Source organism: Kitasatospora sp. NPDC098652 (assembly GCF_044760155.1).
GTDB lineage: Bacteria > Actinomycetota > Actinomycetes > Streptomycetales > Streptomycetaceae > Kitasatospora.
This window is the reverse complement of record NZ_JBIWAQ010000044.1, coordinates 1-16247: the sequence shown is the minus strand read 5'-3', so window position 1 is coordinate 16247 and position 16247 is coordinate 1. Positions and strand designations below refer to the sequence as shown.

Genomic DNA, 16247 nt, shown 5'->3' with positions numbered 1-16247 from the left:
AGAAGCTTGGCGCCATGCTACTACGTACGCCGTACGTATCTAAGATGGGGGAGCGAGGTGATCTTCCAGTGCCGTCCAGCAACTCCCCCAGCAGTCCCGATCAGCCCGAACAGCCCGAACAGCCCCCGCCGCCCCAGCGGCCCACGCCCCCCGAGGCCCCCGAACTGATCTGGCTGCGCCCCGAGCGCACCGGCCGCGGCCCACGACCGGCCCACAGCCGCGACTCCATCGCGGCGGCCGCCATCGTGATCGCCGACGCCGAGGGCCTGGAGGCCGTCTCGATGCGCCGGGTCGCGGCCGCACTCGGCGCGGGCACCATGTCGCTCTACAACTACGTACCGAAGAAGGAGCACCTGCTCGACCTGATGCTCGACGCGGCCACCGCCGAGTACCGGCTGCCGCCCGCACCGAGCGGCGACGTCCGGGCCGACCTGGCGAGCCTCGCCCACGAGCAGCTCGCCCTCTTCCGCCGCCACCCCTGGCTGCCCGCCCTGGTCATCGCCCGCCCGGGCATCGGCCCCAACGCCCTGCGCTACACCGACCACTTCCTCGCCGTCACCGCCCCCACCGGCCTGCCGGGCGGGGCGCGGATGGAGGCGATGGCACTGTTCAACGGCTTCATCTGCCAGTTCGCCCAGTACGAGCAGACGGCGGCCGCGGGCGCCAAGTGGCAGGCGGAGATGGTCGGTTACCTCACCCAGGCGGCGATGAGCGGCGCCTACCCCAACCTCGCCCAGGCCTTCGCCACCCCGGGCCCGCCGGCCGACCCGGACCAGGCCTTCGACCGCACCCTGGACCGGGTCATCCACGCCATCCTGGCGCCCACGCCGGGGGGTTGACGCCGAACGGGCGGCGAGCCGGTGCCCTCGCCGCACCGCCGGAGTCCGAACGCCGCCGCACGACCCCGGGGCGGCCTCTCGGGAGCGCCCGGAGATATCCGTCGACGCGGCGCCGAAACGGGCGACAAACAGGGTCCGACAGGGGGCCCGGCGGGCGCACGGTGGATTATCCGCCGCCTGTCAACACCCCCTCCGGCCTATCCGGATAAAAAGAACCGGTCGCCCGGTCGCGGGGGGATGAATGCAGGAGCGGGATCACTGTGGCCGGTGCGGCCGAAGGTAACGACAGCCGCCGGGCCGGGGGCGTCTCCGCCCATCCACGGCTCGCGGTCACGCAGCGCCGCCGCTCGCCCACACCGCGTTGACCGGCCGTTCCTCGACTCCGCGACGACCCGTGGGCCCGGCCCAAACCCCCCGGCAGCACTCTTCACAAACCCTTCCCCGAAAGCCCTAGAAACCCTCGGGAGGGGGGATCAGCATAGGTGGCCGCCAAAGTCAACCACCCTTGTCCGGAATGGATGCGATCCACACGACCGAATTTCGATTCCACCTCTAAAATTCCGATAAAACCCCAGCTTGGGCCATTCGCCCGGCCGATGTGATCTAGATCACTCGAGGAAGTCTGTATGCCGTCGCCGGTCGACCTTGCTAGAGTTCACTTGGCACATTCGACCGAGATCCGTGGCGAGAGACGACGATACCGGCGGCGATTATCCGTGAAAAGCCGCTCTCGCATATTTCTCTTTCGATCACCGACACCATTTCAGTCAGGAGCTACGGGGGAGGCCTGATCTTGAGATACGAAATTCTTGGCCCTGTGCGCATTGCCGCCGGCAATGATTCTCCGCCGGTCGGCACCCACAAGATGGAGATGCTCCTGCGGACGCTCCTGATCCGCAACGGCCAGATTCTCTCGCTGGACCAGCTGACCAGGGAGCTGTGGGGTGAGAACCCTCCCGTCCGGGCCCGGGCGTCGATTCATGTGTACGTGTCACAGCTGCGCAAGATCCTCAACCAGTTCTCGCGGAACGACGGGGTCATCACCACGCGCACCCCCGGCTACGTCCTGAACCTGGGGCACGACGAACTCGACCTGGAACTCTTCCTGGCCCTGTCGGAGAAGGGCCGGATGCAGATGGGCATGCACCGCTACACCGCGGCCGCCCAGACCCTCACCGAGGCGCTCCGACTGTGGCGCGAGCCGGTCCAGGCGACGTCCTACGAGGGCCCGATCATCCGGGAGTTCGCCAACTGGGCGGAGGAGCTGCGGGTCGAGTGCCTCGAGATGCTGGCCCGCTCGCTGCTCGCGGCGAACGAGACCAGCGAGGCCGTGCGCATCCTCTACTCGCTGATCTCGGAGTACCCGCTGCGGGAGAAGTTCCACGCCTTCCTCATGGAGGCGCTCAGCCTGTCCGGCCGGCGGGCCGACGCCCTGGAGGTGTACCAGGCCGCCCGGAACCAGATCCGCGCGGAGCTGGGGCTGGAGCCGTGCCGTTTCCTCCAGGAGACGCACGAGTACATCCTGCACGACAGGCTCGACAACCTCAGCGTCATCCGTGCCCGCCGTGACCGGGTGGCGCAGGCGCGCACCGCCTGACCCCGCCAGCCCGTGGCGGGCCCATCCGTCCAGCCGGAGGAGGCCGTTGTGGACAGTTTGGAAATCACCGAGATGTCGATTCCCGGCGCGTACCGGATCGGCACGAAACACGTGCCGGACCGCCGGGGGAAGTTCTACGAGGCGTGGCGGGTCACCGAACTGCTCGAACAGACGGGCCACCATTTCGAGATCCGACAGGTGAACTACTCGGTGTCGAGGAAGAACACGGTCCGCGGAATCCACGGAACCACCATTCCGCCCGGCCAGACCAAGCTGGTCACCTGTGTCCGTGGGGCCGCGCTCGACGTGGCGGTCGACCTGCGGGTCGGCTCCCCCACCTTCGGGACGTTCGACATGACGCTCCAGGAAGCCGACTCCGGAATCGGTGTCTACCTCTCCGACGGCATCGGGCACGCCTTCCTCGCCCTCACCGACGACACCTGCATGAACTATCTCTGCGGCGCCGAGTACGTACCGGGCACCATGCTCGACATCCAGGCGTTCGATCCGGCCCTGGGCATCCCCTGGGAGCGGGAGCTGGACGGCCCGCCGATCATGTCCGACAAGGACGCGGCGGCACCGACCCTCGCCGAGGCCGTCGCCCTGGGGCTGCTGCCGACCTACGAGCAGGCCCTGGCGTCCACCGCCGCGCCCGTTCGCTGAGGTGCCCCCGCAACCAGGCCCCAGCGGCCGTCCCCCGACCGAAACCTCGTTCAAGGAGTTCCTGTGGTGCATGAGGGGAATAGCAGACCGGTCCGAGTCGGAGTGATCGGGTGCGCCGACATCGCCTGGCGGCGCACGCTGCCGGCCCTGACGGCCGAACCCCTCATCACGGTCACGGCCATCGCCAGCCGACAGGAGAAGAAGGCCCGGCAGTTCACCGACCGCTTCGGGGGCACCCCGGTCGAGGGCTACGACATTCTGCTGGAGCGCGACGACATCGACGCGGTGTACATCCCGCTGCCGGCCGTCCTGCACGCCGACTGGATCGAGAAGGCGCTCCGGGCCGGCAAGCACGTGCTCGCGGAGAAGCCGCTCACCACCGACCGGAAGCAGGCCGAGCGGCTCTTCCGGATCGCCGACGAGCAGGGCCTGCTGCTGATGGAGAACTTCATGTTCCTCCACCACCACCAGCACCGGCGGGTCGCCGACCTGCTGGCCGACGGCGTCATCGGGGAGGTCCGGTCGTTCGCCGCGAGCTTCACGATCCCGCCCAAGCCGCAGGGCGACATCCGCTACCAGGCGGCGGTGGGCGGCGGGGCGCTGCTGGACATCGGCGTCTACCCGATCCGCGCGGCCGGGCTGTTCCTCGGCCCGGGGCTGGACGTCGCGGGCGCGGTGTTCCGCCGCGAGCGGTCCCGGGACGTGGTCGTCGGGGGAAACGCCCTGCTGACGACCGACCAGGGCGTCACCGCACAGCTGGTCTTCGGCATGGAGCACTCGTACACCAACAGCTACGAGTTCCGGGGCAGCCTCGGGCGGCTCTGGCTGAACCGCGTGTTCACACCGCCGGCGACGCACCAGCCCGTGGTCAGCATCGAGCGGCAGGACCACCTGGAGCAGATCGCGCTGCCCCCGGACGACCAGTTCGCCAACATCGTCCGGGCCTTCGCCCAGGCGGTACTGCGGGGCGAGCGTCCGCGGGACTGGACCGAGAACTCGCTCCACCAGGCGTCCCTGGTCGACGCCGTGCAGGCGAACGCGCGGGACTTTGTCTTCTCCGCCGAGGACTGACCGCGCGCCGGGCCGACCGGGCGGACGAAGGGCCCGCCCCCGGCCTCCTGGATGTCAGGAGGCCGGGGGCGGGCCCTTCGTCCGCGGTCCGGGCACGGACGGGCCGAACCGCGGGCACCGACAGGCCGAACAGGCGGGCACCGACGGTCCGGGGCCGGCCGGGCACGGACGGCTGAGCACCGCCCCCGCCCGGCCGGCCCCGGCCGACCGCGCTCCTACCGACCGGCCGCCAGGGCGCCGAGCGTGGCGACCAGCTGCGTCGGGTCGGGCCGGGCGGCGTTCCGCTCGGCGAGCACCCGGGCGGCGGGCCCCACCGAGCCGCCCTCGAGCAGTTCGGTGACGGCCTCGACGACGGACTCGGCGGTGAGCTCGTCGGGCCTGAGCGTCAGGCCCGCCCCGCTCTTGGTGAGCAGTTCGGCGCCGAGCGGCTGGGCGCTGATCTGCGGAACGACCACCTGGGGCACCCCGTTGACGAGGGCGGCCAGGACCGTCCCGGGGCCGCCCTGGCTGATCAGGGCGTCACAGGTCGGCATCAGCATCGACAGCGGCATCCAGTCGACCACCCGGACCTGCTCGCTCCCGTCGCCGAGCAGCTCCCGGCCGGCCTTGCCGAGCGCCGCCACGATCTCGACGTCGAGGCCGGCCAGCGCCTCGATCGCCAGCAGCGGCGGACGCAGCACCTCCGGGCCCATGAACTCGCTGGTGGTGCCCCAGGTGATGCAGACCCGCGGCCGTCGCTTCGGCTCGTCCAGCCAGGCCGGGGTGACGGCGGCGCCGTTGTACGGCACGTACCGCGCCTCCTGGCGCTTGGCCATCCGGATCGCGAGCAGTTCCTCGGGACAGGGGTCCACCACGAGGTCCGCGTAGTCCGGGCCGAGTTCGACGTTCCAGGTGTCGAGGAACGCCACCAGGTCCTTGGGCCAGTTCTCGCGCACCGCGCGCTCGGACGTGAGGTCGGCCCACAGCTGGTGGGGCATCGGCCCCCAGGTGTGCAGGACCAGCGGGACCCCGGCGGCCTTGGCGATCGCGGGCGCGGCGAACGCGGCCGGGTCCGCCACCACCAGGTCCGGCTTCCAGTTCCGGGCGAACGGGAGCAGGTCGGCCACCACCGCCTCGGCGATCCGGATGTGCGGCACGACGATCTTCTCGATGCTCGGCGCGGTGCCCGGCGGGGTGCCGCCGCCCGACTCGACGGACTTCTTGAGCTCGCTCATGAAGTCCGGGCCGCGGCCGACCTCGACGGCGGGCAGGCCGGCGGCGGTGACGTCGCCCACCAGCGACGGCTGGACGGCGATCCGCACGTCGTGGCCCGCCGCCCGCAGTGCCCACGCCAGCGGGACCAACGGATAGAGGTGCGACCGGAAGGTGGCCGCGGTGATCAGAACCCGCATGACAGGATCCCTTCGCAGGTGCCGGCGGCCGTCAACTCGGACGACGCCCGATGAGGTGGAACATGCGCGCGGTGGACGGGTAGGGCTGTCGGCCCGCCAGGGCGATCTCCAGCTCCTCCAGCCGGGCGAAGAACTGCGGGTCGTGCTTGATGTCGTTGTCCGCGATGAGGTTGCAGACGTTCATCACGCCGTGCGTGCCGACGACGTCGAGGCCGGACTCGCGGTACAGGCCGGCGATCTCGTCGGCGGTCAGGACGTCGATGTCCTTGCCGTACACCACGTTGGGCTTGGTCCGGGCGTCGACGGCGCGCAGGGCCGCTTCGAGGTCGAGCTCGCGCACCGCGGCCTCCAGCGGCACCGCGTAGGTGTTGGGGCAGACCACGGAGAGCAGGCCGCCCGGCGTGAGCAGGGTCGTGATGCCCCGGAAGACCTCGGCCCGGTCCGACACGTACTGCAGCAGGTTGTGGCAGAGCACGAGGTCGAACTCCTGGCCCGCGAAGAGCTTCGGGACATCGTGCGCGTCGCCCTCGCGGACGTCGACGCGGTCGGTCACCCCGCGTTCCTCGGCGAGCTTGCGCGCCCCGTCGAGGGAGACCGGCGCCACGTCGAAGATCGTCACCCGGTGGCCGGCCAGCGCGAGCCGGACACCCTCCTTGCCGTTGCCGCCCGCGACGTCCAGCACGCGCAGCGGTCCGTCGCCCAGGTGGCGGGCCAGGTTGGCCGCCACCACCGAATAGCGCAGCTGCCCCCACGGGGTTTCCTGCCAGTTCTGGAAATTGGCAAGGCGCTCGTCGAAAACCGCATTGTCGACCGCGCCGACGCTCTCGGCCATGCTACCTCCGGGGTGCGCTGGACGACCGGGCGCTCGCCCGGCCGGGAACCTTGGTGATCTCCCAACGGATATCCCGGCCGACTGAAGTACCCCTAAAACCGGAGAGCCCGGCCGAGCTTTAGGACACCTTTAGCCGGACGCCCGAAACTCGGCCTGTCCATGTGCGCCGCCCGGCGGTTGTCGGCACGCCGTCCGAGCCGCCGTCGACCACCGTACCCCTCGATCCGGAGACGCGTAATGATAAATGTGACCCAGCCAAGTATCGGGGCGGAGGAACTCGCCGCGATCAGCGCCGTGTTCGACAGCAAGTGGCTCGGGTACGGGCCGCGGACCGAGGAGTTCGAGGAGCTGTTCGCGCAGCACCTCGGAGTCTCGGCCGACCACGTGCTGTTCCTCAACTCGGCGACCTCCGGGCTGTTCCTCACCATGGACCTGCTCGGCGTCGGGCCGGGCGACGAGGTCGTGCTGCCGTCGAACGGCTTCATCGCGAACGCCAACTGCGTGGTCGACGCCGGCGCCCGTCCGGTGTTCTGCGACATCGACGAGGAAACCCTCAACCCCCGGGTCGAGGACGTCCTCGCCGTGCTCACCCCCCGGACCAAGGCCGTGATCGTCCTGCACTACGGGGGCTACCCCGGCGAGGTGGAGAAGATCGCCGCGCTCTGCGCGGAGCGCGGCGTGGCCCTCATCGAGGACGCGGCCGTGTCGGTCGCCTCCAGCGCGCACGGCCGCCGGTGCGGCACCTTCGGGGACTACGGCATCTGGAGCTTCGACGCCCGCAAGGTCATCACCACCGGGGACGGCGGCATGCTGTACGTCCGGGACCCGGAGGGGGCCCGCCGGGCGCGCCGCCTGGCCTACCACGGCCTGGAGGACCGCAGTTCGTTCACCACCGCCGCCAAGTCCAAGCACCTGTGGTGGAGTTTCGAGGTGGAGGACATCGGGCGGCGCCTGGTCGGCAACGACATGACCGCCGCGATGGGCATGGTGCAGTTGCGCAGGCTCGGCGGGTTCGTCGAGCGGCGGCGCGCCATCGCCCAGCGGTACGACCGGGCGCTGGCCGACGTGCCGGGGGTCCGCACCCCGTGTGCCGTGCCGCCGGGCCACGAGTCGACCCACTACTTCTACTGGCTGCGGTTCGACTCCCAGGAGATCCGCGACGGGGTCAGCGAGGACCTGCTCGCCCAGGGGATCTACACCTCCTGGCGCTACTACCCGCTGCACCGGGTCCAGCGGTACGGCGCCACGCAGACCGTGCTGCCGGTCACCGACATCGTGTCGGACACCGCCCTGCTGCTGCCCGCGCACCAGGACCTGCTCGACGAGGAGGTCGACCTGGTCGCGCGCGAGGTCATCAAGTCGGTCGAGTCCCGCCGCTGACCCGCGGGGCGCGCTCCCGTGACCCGCCCTAGCCGGGGGCAAGACCGGTTTTAGCGGACCCGGCGACCGTGAACAGGACAACGTCCGAACGGCCGCGACCGACCATGTGAACGACCGAAAAACGCTCGCTCCCAGTACTCGGACGCCCGATCCCAGGTAGCAGAGGTGCCGCCCGTGAAGGGAATAATTCTGGCCGGGGGAACAGGTTCTCGGCTCCATCCGCTGACCGTCGCCTTCTCCAAACAATTGCTCCCGGTGTACGACAAGCCCATGATCTACTATCCGCTGTCCACGCTGATGCTCGGCGGGATACGGGAATTCCTCGTCATCACCACCCCCACCGACGCCCCGATGTTCCGGAAGGTCCTCGGCGACGGCGCGGAACTCGGCCTGGACATCACCTACGCCCAGCAGTGGCAGCCCGCCGGAATCGCCGACGCGCTCCGGATCGGCGCCGACTTCATCGGCAGCGGACCGGTCTCGCTCATCCTGGGCGACAACATCTTCTCCAGCCCGAACCTGCCGGACCTGCTCACCGGCAGCCTGGCCGAGGCCGACGGCGCCACCCTGTTCGGACACACCGTGCCCGACCCGCGCCCCTACGGCGTCGCCGAGAAGGACGCCGCAGGACGCCTGATCGGCCTGGAGGAGAAGCCGGCCCGGCCGCGCGGCTCCGAGATCGTGACGGGTCTGTACGTCTACTCCGGCGACGTCGTCGACGTGGTACGCGACATCACCCCGTCGGCACGCGGCGAACTGGAGATCACCGACGTCAACCGCGCCTACCTCGCCCAGGGCCGCGCCCGCATCCACTCGCTGGACAGCGGCACCAGGTGGCTGGACGCGGGCACGTACGACGGCCTGCTCGACGCGGCCGCCTTCGTCCGGGCCGAGGAGCAGCGCGGCGTACGGCTCGGCTGCCTGGAGGAGATCGCGCTCAACCTCGGGTACATCGACGCGGACACCTGCTACGCGCTGGGCAGCAAGCACCAGAAGTCCGGCTACGGCCGGTACGTCATGGCGATATCGGGCAAGACCGACTGAGACGGGTACTGGGACATGTCGTCGAACCAACGCGTGGTGGTCACCGGGGGTGCCGGGTTCATCGGGTCGCACTACGTGCGGCAGCTGCTCACCGGCGCCTACCCGGCGTTCGCCGACGCCCGGGTCACCGTCCTGGACAAGCTGACCTATGCCGGGAACACCGAGAACCTGGCGCCGGTCTCGGCCGACCGCCGGTTCGAGCTGGTGGTCGGCGACATCTGCGACGCGGGGCTGCTGGCCGAAGTGCTGCCGGGCGCGGACGTCGTCGTGCACTTCGCGGCGGAGTCCCACGTCGACCGCTCGATCAGTCGCCCCGACGACTTCGTGCAGACCAACGTGCAGGGCACCCACACCCTGCTCCAGGCCTGCCTGGACGCGGGCGTCGGACGGGTCGTGCAGGTGTCCACCGACGAGGTGTACGGCTCGATCGAGACCGGCTCCTGGACGGAGGACCAGCCGCTGGAGCCCAACTCGCCGTACTCGGCCTCCAAGGCGAGTGCCGACCTGCTCGCCCGCGCCTACCACCGCACCCACGGTCTGTCGGTCTCCGTGACCCGGTGCTCGAACAACTACGGCCCGTACCAGTTCCCGGAGAAGGTCGTCCCGCTGTTCGTCACCAACCTGCTGGAGGGCCTGCCCGTCCCGCTGTACGGCGACGGCGGGAACGTCCGGGACTGGCTGCACGTCGACGACCACTGCCGCGCGGTCCAGCTCGTGCTGGAGGGCGGCCGACCCGGCGAGGTCTACAACATCGGCGGCGGCACCGAGCTCTCCAACCGCGACCTGACCGTCCGGCTGCTGGCGGAGCTGGGCGCGGACTGGTCCGCCGTCCGGCAGGTCGCCGACCGTCCGGGACACGACCGGCGCTACTCGGTCGACTGGACGAAGATCCGCACCGAACTGGGGTACCGGCCGCGCATCGGCCTGGAGTCGGGGCTGTCCGACACGGTCCGCTGGTACCGCGACAACCGGTCCTGGTGGGAACCGCTGAAGAAGTAGCGGCCGGCCGCGGGCCACGCCCGGGCCGGCCGGAAGCACCGAACGCCGATGACCGCCGACGGAAAGAGTACGGAGCACACCATGTCCACACCGACGGCACACCAGGCCCCGCCAACGGGGCTCCACGAACCGGTGACCCCCGCGGGCCGCGCCCTGGTCGACCGGCTCGCCGGCTACCTGCCGCAGATCCGGGCCACCGCGGCGGAACACGACCGCACCGGCACCTTCCCCACCGCGACCTTCGACGCCTTCCGCAAGGACGGCCTGATGGGCGCGACGGTGCCGGCCGAACTCGGCGGTCTGGGGGTGGACCGGCTGTACGACGTCGCCGCCGCGCTCGTACGCGTGGGCCACGCCGACGCCTCCACCGCACTCGCGCTGCACATGCAGTTCAGCCGGGGCATCACCCTCGGCTACGAGTGGCGGCACGGCGGTCCGGCGGCCCGCGCCCTCGCCGAACGGCTGCTGCGGATGATGGTCGCCGGTGAGGCCGTCGTGTGCTCGGGCATCAAGGACCACCACACGGCGGTCACCCGGCTGACTCCCGACGGTGCGGGCGGCTGGCGGCTGTCCGGCCGCAAGACCCTGGTGAGCATGGGGCCGATCGGCACCCACTTCGTCATCAACGCGAAGACGGAACTGCCCGGCGAGGCGCCCCGGCTGGTGTCCCCGGTGGTCACCCGCGACACTCCCGGGTTCAGCGTGCTGGACAACTGGGACGGCCTGGGGATGCGGGCCTCCGGCACCGTCGACATCGTCTTCGACGACTGTCCGATCCCGGCCGAGGACGTCTTCGTCCGCGACCTGGTCGGCGCCCGCAACGACGCGGTGCTCGCCGGGCAGACGGTCAGCTCGATCGGGATGCTGGGCGCCTACGTCGGTGTCGCGCAGGCCGCCTACGACCTGGCGGTGGCCGCGCTCGTACGCCGCTCGGAGCCGGCGCCCGCCGCCGCGCGCACCCTGGTCGCCGAACTGAGCGCCCGCCTCTACGCGCTGCGCGCCACCGCCGCCACCGCGCTCACCACGGCCGACGCCCGCAGCGCGGACCTGGGCGGGGACCCCGCGGAGCGCGGCCGGCAGATGATGCAGCCGTTCCAGTGCGCCAAGTTGATCGTCAACCAGCTCGCCCCCGGAATCGTGAACGACTGCCTCACCCTGGTCGGCGGCGCGTCGTTCACCGCGGCCCACCCGCTGTCCCGGCTCTACCGGGACGTGCGGGCCGGCGGGTTCATGCAGCCGTACGCCTACGCCGACGCCGTGGACTTCCTGAGCACCCAGGCGCTCGGCATCGAGCGGGACAACGACTACATGAGCGCCTGGGCGACCCGCGCCACCAAGGACGGAAAATCCGTGGATGCTCCGCATCCTGCCCCGATGTCACGGTGAGGATCATGACGACTCGTGTATGGGATTACCTTCCGGAGTACCGGGAGGAGAAGGCGGACCTGCTCGCGGCCGTCGAGACGGTGCTGGAGTCCGGACAGCTGATCCTCGGCAGAAGCGTGCACGGCTTCGAGGCCGAGTTCGCGCAGTACCACGGCCTGGCGCAGTGCGTCGGCGTCGACAACGGGACCAACGCCCTCAAACTGGCGCTCCAGGCGCTCGGCGTCGGCCCCGGCGACGAGGTGATCACCGTCTCGAACACCGCGGCGCCCACCGTGCTCGCCATCGACGGCACCGGCGCGACACCGGTCTTCGTCGACGTCCGCGAGGAGGACTTCCTCATGGACACCGAGCAGGTCGCCGCCGCGATCACCCCGCGCACCAAGGTCCTGCTGCCGGTCCACCTGTACGGCCAGTGCGTCGACATGGAGCCGCTGCGGCGGCTGGCGTCGGAGCACGGGCTGGCGATCCTGGAGGACTGCGCGCAGGCCCACGGCGCCCGCCAGAACGGCCGGCTCGCCGGGACGATGGGCGACATCGCCGCGTTCTCCTTCTACCCGACGAAGGTGCTCGGCGCCTACGGCGACGGCGGAGCCGTCCTCACCGACGACCCGGACCTCGCCAAGGACCTGCGCCAGTTGCGCTACTACGGCATGGACAAGGTCTACTACGTCGTCCGGACCCCCGGGCACAACTGCCGGCTCGACGAACTCCAGGCCGAGATCCTGCGCACCAAGCTGCCCCGGCTCGACAGCTACCTCTCGCGCCGCCGGGAGATCGCCCGCCGCTACCAGGAGGGACTGGGCGACCTCACCGGACCGGGCGGCCTGCTCCTGCCCGCCGTCGCCCCCGGCAACGAACACGTCTACTACGTCTACGTCGCGCGCCACCCGCGCCGCGACGAGATCATCGACCGGCTCAAGCAGCACGACATCGAGCTGAACATCAGCTACCCGTGGCCCGTCCACACCATGAGCGGGTTCGCCAAGCTCGGCTACGCCCCGGGCTCGCTGCCGGTCACCGAACGCCTCGCCGACGAGGTCTTCTCCCTGCCCATGTACCCGTCACTGCCCCCGGATCTCCAGGACAAGGTCATCAGCGCGCTGCGCGAGGTACTGACGGAGCTCTGACTCACCGCGAAGGAGTTCGATCATGACCGATCCAGCCGATGTGACCGCACCGGTCGCCTGCCGCGTCTGCGGCGGCGAGGTGACGGAGTTCCTCGACCTGGGCCGCCAACCCCTGTCCGACCGGTTCCTCGAACCCGGCCGCACGGACGGCGAGTTCTTCTACCGGCTCGCCGTCGGCCAGTGCGGCGGCTGCCGCATGGTCCAGCTGACCGAGGAGGTCCCCCGGGACCTGATGTTCCACGAGGAGTACCCGTACCACTCGTCGGGCTCCTCCGTCATGCGCGAGCACTTCGCCGGCCTCGCGCAGCGCCTGCTCGACACCGAACTCACCGGCCCCGACCCGTTCGTGGTGGAGATCGGCTGCAACGACGGCATCATGCTGAAGGCCGTCCAGGACGCGGGCGTGCGCCACCTCGGGTTCGAACCCTCCACCGGCGTCGCCAAGGTGGCGCAGGCGAAGGGGGTGCGGGTGCGCACCGACTTCTTCGAGGAGGCCACCGCCTCGGCCGTCCACGCCGCCGAGGGCCCGGCGGACGTCATCTACGCCGCCAACACCATGTGCCACATCCCGTACCTGGAGTCGGTGTTCCGCGGCGTCGACGCGCTGCTCTCGCCCGACGGCGTGTTCGTGTTCGAGGACCCGTACCTCGGCGACGTGGTCGCCAAGACGTCCTTCGACCAGATCTACGACGAGCACTTCTTCGTGTTCTCGGCCGGCTCCGTGCAGGCCGCCGCCCAGCGGTTCGGCTTCGAACTGGTGGACGTCGACCGCCTGCCGGTGCACGGCGGCGAGGTGCGGTACTGGCTCGCCCGCCAGGGCGCCCGCACTCCGTCCGAGGCCGTCGGCCGGTTGCTCGCCGAGGAGGCCGCGCAGCAGCTCGGCGAACTCGCCACCCTGCGGGCGTTCGCGGCGAACGTCACCGCGATCCGGGACGACCTGTTGGCGCTGCTGACCCGGCTGCGGGCGGAGGGCCGCACCGTGGTCGGATACGGCGCGACCGCGAAGAGCGCCACGGTGACGAACTTCTGCGGGATCGGCCCCGATCTCGTCCAGTTCGTCTGCGACACCACGCCGGACAAGCAGAACCGCCTGACGCCGGGCATGCACATCCCGGTCCGGCCGCCGGCGGCCTTCAGCGACTCCTACCCGGACTACGCGCTGCTGTTCGCCTGGAACCACGCCGAGGAGATCATGGCCAAGGAGCAGGAGTTCCAGCAGGCCGGTGGCCGCTGGATCCTGTACGTGCCCGAAGTCCACGTGATCTGACGGCGAAACACCCGGCCGCGGCGGACACCGGGCGCGCGAGGCGCCCGTGCTGTCCGCCGCGGCTTTCCGCTGTCGCCCACATGCCGGACACGCGGCTCGGCACCGCCCCGAATTCCCGTCCCGCGCCCCTGCGGGCACTCCGCTCTTAGGACCGTTTAAGGCCTGTTGACCATGATTTCCTGACGGGCCCGGAAGTGCCGGTCCGCCGCCACCGTCCGGAACGGAGAACGGAATTCCATGTATCTGGAGAATCTCCACGAGGTCTGCCACACCACGGTGCACCGCGAGACCCGGCCCGGAGTCGGGCACCACCTGACGTTCACCGAGGAGCTCTACGCCGCGGACGGCACGCTGGTGTCCACGTCGGAGGGCATGGCGGTGGTCTACGGCAACCCCGCGGACGGCAGCCTGATGCAGCTGATGACCGCCACCGAGACGCTCGCCGACGGGGTCATCAGCTGGACCGGTCCGGTCGCCCAGGAGGACCCGAACGGGACCGAGTTCCGCGTCAACAGTTTCCCCGCGATCGGCGTCAGCGGGCGCTACGCCGGAAAGACGGGAACGCGGACGTTCAAGTTCGTCGAACGGCCCGACGAGCACACCACGATCTGCGTGGCGACCATTTCCATGGAGGACTGAGCCGCACGGTTCCCGCGTTTCCCCGAGCGGCGAGGAAATGACCTGGCCGCTCGGTTTCCCCATGTCACCCGACGATGTTCAGCTGTACGAGGAAGGCGGCCAGGACCCATGCCCGACGACTTCACCGTCCCCGGGGGAGCCCTCCCCGAACAGGGCGCCGCGATCGCCATCGTCGGACTGTCCTGCCGCCTGCCCCAGGCACCGGACCCGGCCGCGTTCTGGCGGCTGCTCACGGACGGGCGCAGCGCCGTCTCGGCGACCCCGCCCGACCGCTGGCGCGGCGAGGCCGGCCGGACCGCCGGGCTCCGGCACGGCGCGTTCCTCGACGGCGTCGACCGGTTCGACGCGGCCTTCTTCGGCATCTCGCCCCGCGAGGCGGCGAGCATGGACCCGCAGCAGCGACTCATGCTCGAACTCGCCTGGGAATCCCTCGAAGACGCGATGACCGTCCCCGCCGACCTGGCCGGCCGGGCGGTCGGCGTCTTCGTCGGAGCCATCGGCGACGACTACGCCGCCCTGCTGCACGACCACGGCCCCGAAGCCGTCGACCAGCACTCGCTGACCGGCACCAGCCGCGGCATCATCGCCAACCGGATCTCCTACGCCCTCGGGCTGCGCGGCCCGAGTCTCACCGTGGACGCCGCGCAGGCCTCGGCGCTGGTCGCGGTGCACCTGGCCTGCGAGAGCCTGCTGTCCGGCGAGTCGGACGTGGCGATGGCCGGCGGCGTCAACCTCAACCTCGCGACGGCGACCGCGGTGGAGACCGAACGGTTCGGCGGACTCTCGCCGGACGGCCGCTGCTACACCTTCGACGCCCGCGCCAACGGCTACGTCCGGGGCGAGGGCGGCGGTTTCGTCGTCCTCAAGCCGCTCGCCCGGGCGGTGGCCGACGGTGACCGGATCTACTGCGTGATCCGCGGCTCCGCGATGAACAACGACGGGGCGACGGACGGCCTGACCGTGCCCAGCGCCGACGCCCAGCGGGACGTCATGCGCCTGGCCCACGACCGGGCCGGCCTCGCCCCCGGCTCCGTCCAGTACGTGGAACTCCACGGCACCGGCACCAAGGTGGGCGACCCGATCGAGGCCGCCTCGGTGAGCGCCGCCCTCGCCACCGCCCGCACGGACGGGCCGCTGCAGGTCGGCTCCGCCAAGACCAACGTCGGCCACCTGGAGGGCGCGGCGGGGATCGTCGGCCTGATCAAGACCGCGCTCAGCGTGCGGCACCGCCGGCTCCCGGCCAGCCTGAACTACGAGACACCCAACCCGATGATCGACCCGGTCGCGCTCAACATCGAGGTGCGCACGGAGCCGGGGCCGTGGCCGCGGCCGGACGCGCCGCTGGTCGCGGGGGTCAACTCGTTCGGCATGGGCGGTACCAACTGCCATGTGGTGGTCACCGAGCCGCCCCGGACCGCCGGGGAGCCGGTCGTGGACCCGGCGCCGGAGGCGGAGCCCGCGACCGGGGCCCGGGCTGAGGCCGGGGAGGGGGCCGGGGCCGGGGCCACCGGCAGGCAGGTCGTGCCGTGGGTGCTGTCGGCACGGGACCGGACCGCGCTGCGCGCGCAGGCCGCCGCCCTGCGGACCGCCGTCGAGGAACGGCGGCTCGACCCCGTCGAGGTCGGCTGGTCACTGCTGACCACGCGCTCGTCGTTCGAACACCGCGCCGTCGTCCTGGGCTCCGACCGCGAGGAACTCCTCGACGGGCTGGCGGCGGTGGCCGGCGAGGACCCGGCGCCCCTCGCGGTGACCGGCCGGACCACCGGGGTGCCGGGGAAGACGGTGTTCGTGTTCCCCGGCCACGGCACCCAATGGCCCGGCATGGGCCTCGCCCTGCTGGACACCTCACCCGTCTTCGCCGAACACCTCCACGCCTGCGACCAAGCCCTCAGGCCCCACACCGGCTGGTCACTCCTGGACGTCCTGCGCGCCGAACCCGGCGCCCCCGACCTCAACCGCGTCGACGTCGTCCAACCCGCCATCTTCGCCGTCACCGTCGCCCTCGCCCGCAC

Annotated in this window: 14 protein-coding genes; 12 read left to right on the top strand and 2 right to left on the bottom strand. The window is 71.0% G+C overall.

What is annotated here, in order from left to right:
- Window positions 1–68: 68 nt before the first annotated feature.
- From ACIQWA_RS40165 to ACIQWA_RS40150, 4 genes are all read left to right on the top strand, one after another.
- Entirely contained in the window at window positions 69–839 is a 771-nt protein-coding gene (locus tag ACIQWA_RS40165; protein ID WP_402491952.1) for a TetR/AcrR family transcriptional regulator, read from the top strand.
- Between the two features lie 871 nt (window positions 840–1710).
- A complete protein-coding gene (locus ACIQWA_RS40160; protein WP_402491948.1) occupies window positions 1711–2436 on the top strand; it encodes a BTAD domain-containing putative transcriptional regulator in 726 nt (241 codons plus the stop codon).
- A gap of 57 nt (window positions 2437–2493) precedes the next feature.
- Window positions 2494–3099: a dTDP-4-dehydrorhamnose 3,5-epimerase gene (locus ACIQWA_RS40155; RefSeq protein WP_360245926.1), complete on the top strand. Its 606-nt coding sequence runs from the start codon at window positions 2494–2496 to the stop codon at window positions 3097–3099.
- 66 nt (window positions 3100–3165) lie between these two features.
- Window positions 3166–4170, top strand: a complete 1005-nt coding sequence (locus ACIQWA_RS40150; protein WP_402491945.1) for a Gfo/Idh/MocA family protein — start codon at window positions 3166–3168, stop codon at window positions 4168–4170.
- 215 nt (window positions 4171–4385) lie between these two features.
- Here ACIQWA_RS40150 and ACIQWA_RS40145 read toward each other — a convergent pair whose 3' ends face one another.
- Together ACIQWA_RS40145 and ACIQWA_RS40140 are read right to left on the bottom strand one after the other, a co-directional pair.
- Window positions 4386–5561, bottom strand: a complete 1176-nt coding sequence (locus ACIQWA_RS40145) for a nucleotide disphospho-sugar-binding domain-containing protein (RefSeq protein ID WP_360246006.1) — start codon at window positions 5559–5561, stop codon at window positions 4386–4388.
- Window positions 5562–5592: 31 nt separating this feature from the next.
- Window positions 5593–6393 (bottom strand): methyltransferase domain-containing protein, encoded by an 801-nt coding sequence (locus ACIQWA_RS40140; protein ID WP_360246003.1) that lies wholly within the window; start codon window positions 6391–6393, stop codon window positions 5593–5595.
- A gap of 237 nt (window positions 6394–6630) precedes the next feature.
- Here ACIQWA_RS40140 and ACIQWA_RS40135 point away from each other — a divergent pair, with 237 nt between their 5' ends.
- The 8 genes from ACIQWA_RS40135 to ACIQWA_RS40100 form a co-directional block, all read left to right on the top strand.
- Window positions 6631–7773, top strand: a complete 1143-nt coding sequence (locus ACIQWA_RS40135) for a DegT/DnrJ/EryC1/StrS family aminotransferase (RefSeq protein ID WP_360246000.1) — start codon at window positions 6631–6633, stop codon at window positions 7771–7773.
- 165 nt (window positions 7774–7938) lie between these two features.
- Window positions 7939–8817 carry a glucose-1-phosphate thymidylyltransferase RfbA gene (gene rfbA, locus ACIQWA_RS40130; RefSeq protein WP_402491942.1) on the top strand — a complete coding sequence of 293 codons (879 nt, stop codon included), beginning with the start codon at window positions 7939–7941 and terminating at the stop codon, window positions 8815–8817.
- Between the two features lie 15 nt (window positions 8818–8832).
- The gene (gene rfbB, locus ACIQWA_RS40125) at window positions 8833–9816 is read left to right on the top strand and encodes a dTDP-glucose 4,6-dehydratase (RefSeq protein WP_402491940.1); all 984 of its coding nucleotides are present in this window, start codon (window positions 8833–8835) and stop codon (window positions 9814–9816) included.
- 81 nt (window positions 9817–9897) lie between these two features.
- On the top strand, window positions 9898–11202 hold the full coding sequence (locus ACIQWA_RS40120) for an acyl-CoA dehydrogenase family protein (RefSeq protein ID WP_402491938.1): 1305 nt from the start codon (window positions 9898–9900) through the stop codon (window positions 11200–11202).
- A 5-nt stretch (window positions 11203–11207) separates the two neighbouring features.
- The gene (locus tag ACIQWA_RS40115) at window positions 11208–12329 is read left to right on the top strand and encodes a DegT/DnrJ/EryC1/StrS family aminotransferase (protein WP_402491936.1); all 1122 of its coding nucleotides are present in this window, start codon (window positions 11208–11210) and stop codon (window positions 12327–12329) included.
- Window positions 12330–12351: 22 nt separating this feature from the next.
- Complete coding sequence (locus ACIQWA_RS40110; protein ID WP_360245985.1) at window positions 12352–13596, top strand: class I SAM-dependent methyltransferase; 1245 nt, start codon at window positions 12352–12354, stop codon at window positions 13594–13596.
- Between the two features lie 237 nt (window positions 13597–13833).
- Complete coding sequence (locus ACIQWA_RS40105) at window positions 13834–14235, top strand: hypothetical protein (RefSeq protein ID WP_402491934.1); 402 nt, start codon at window positions 13834–13836, stop codon at window positions 14233–14235.
- A 108-nt stretch (window positions 14236–14343) separates the two neighbouring features.
- Window positions 14344–16247: type I polyketide synthase (locus ACIQWA_RS40100; protein ID WP_402491931.1), on the top strand; the 1904-nt coding region annotated here is incomplete at its 3' end.

Excerpts from the sequence above, each read along its gene's own strand:
- ACIQWA_RS40160 (WP_402491948.1), top strand. The coding sequence starts at position 1,711 with ATGCTCCTGCGGACGCTCCTGATCCGCAACGGCCAGATTCTCTCGCTG.
- ACIQWA_RS40145 (WP_360246006.1), bottom strand. The coding sequence starts at position 5,561 with ATGCGGGTTCTGATCACCGCGGCCACCTTCCGGTCGCACCTCTATCCG.
- ACIQWA_RS40140 (WP_360246003.1), bottom strand. The coding sequence starts at position 6,393 with ATGGCCGAGAGCGTCGGCGCGGTCGACAATGCGGTTTTCGACGAGCGC.
- ACIQWA_RS40135 (WP_360246000.1), top strand. The coding sequence starts at position 6,631 with ATGATAAATGTGACCCAGCCAAGTATCGGGGCGGAGGAACTCGCCGCG.
- rfbB (WP_402491940.1), top strand. The coding sequence starts at position 8,833 with ATGTCGTCGAACCAACGCGTGGTGGTCACCGGGGGTGCCGGGTTCATC.
- ACIQWA_RS40120 (WP_402491938.1), top strand. The coding sequence starts at position 9,898 with ATGTCCACACCGACGGCACACCAGGCCCCGCCAACGGGGCTCCACGAA.
- ACIQWA_RS40115 (WP_402491936.1), top strand. The coding sequence starts at position 11,208 with ATGACGACTCGTGTATGGGATTACCTTCCGGAGTACCGGGAGGAGAAG.
- ACIQWA_RS40110 (WP_360245985.1), top strand. The coding sequence starts at position 12,352 with ATGACCGATCCAGCCGATGTGACCGCACCGGTCGCCTGCCGCGTCTGC.
- ACIQWA_RS40105 (WP_402491934.1), top strand. The coding sequence starts at position 13,834 with ATGTATCTGGAGAATCTCCACGAGGTCTGCCACACCACGGTGCACCGC.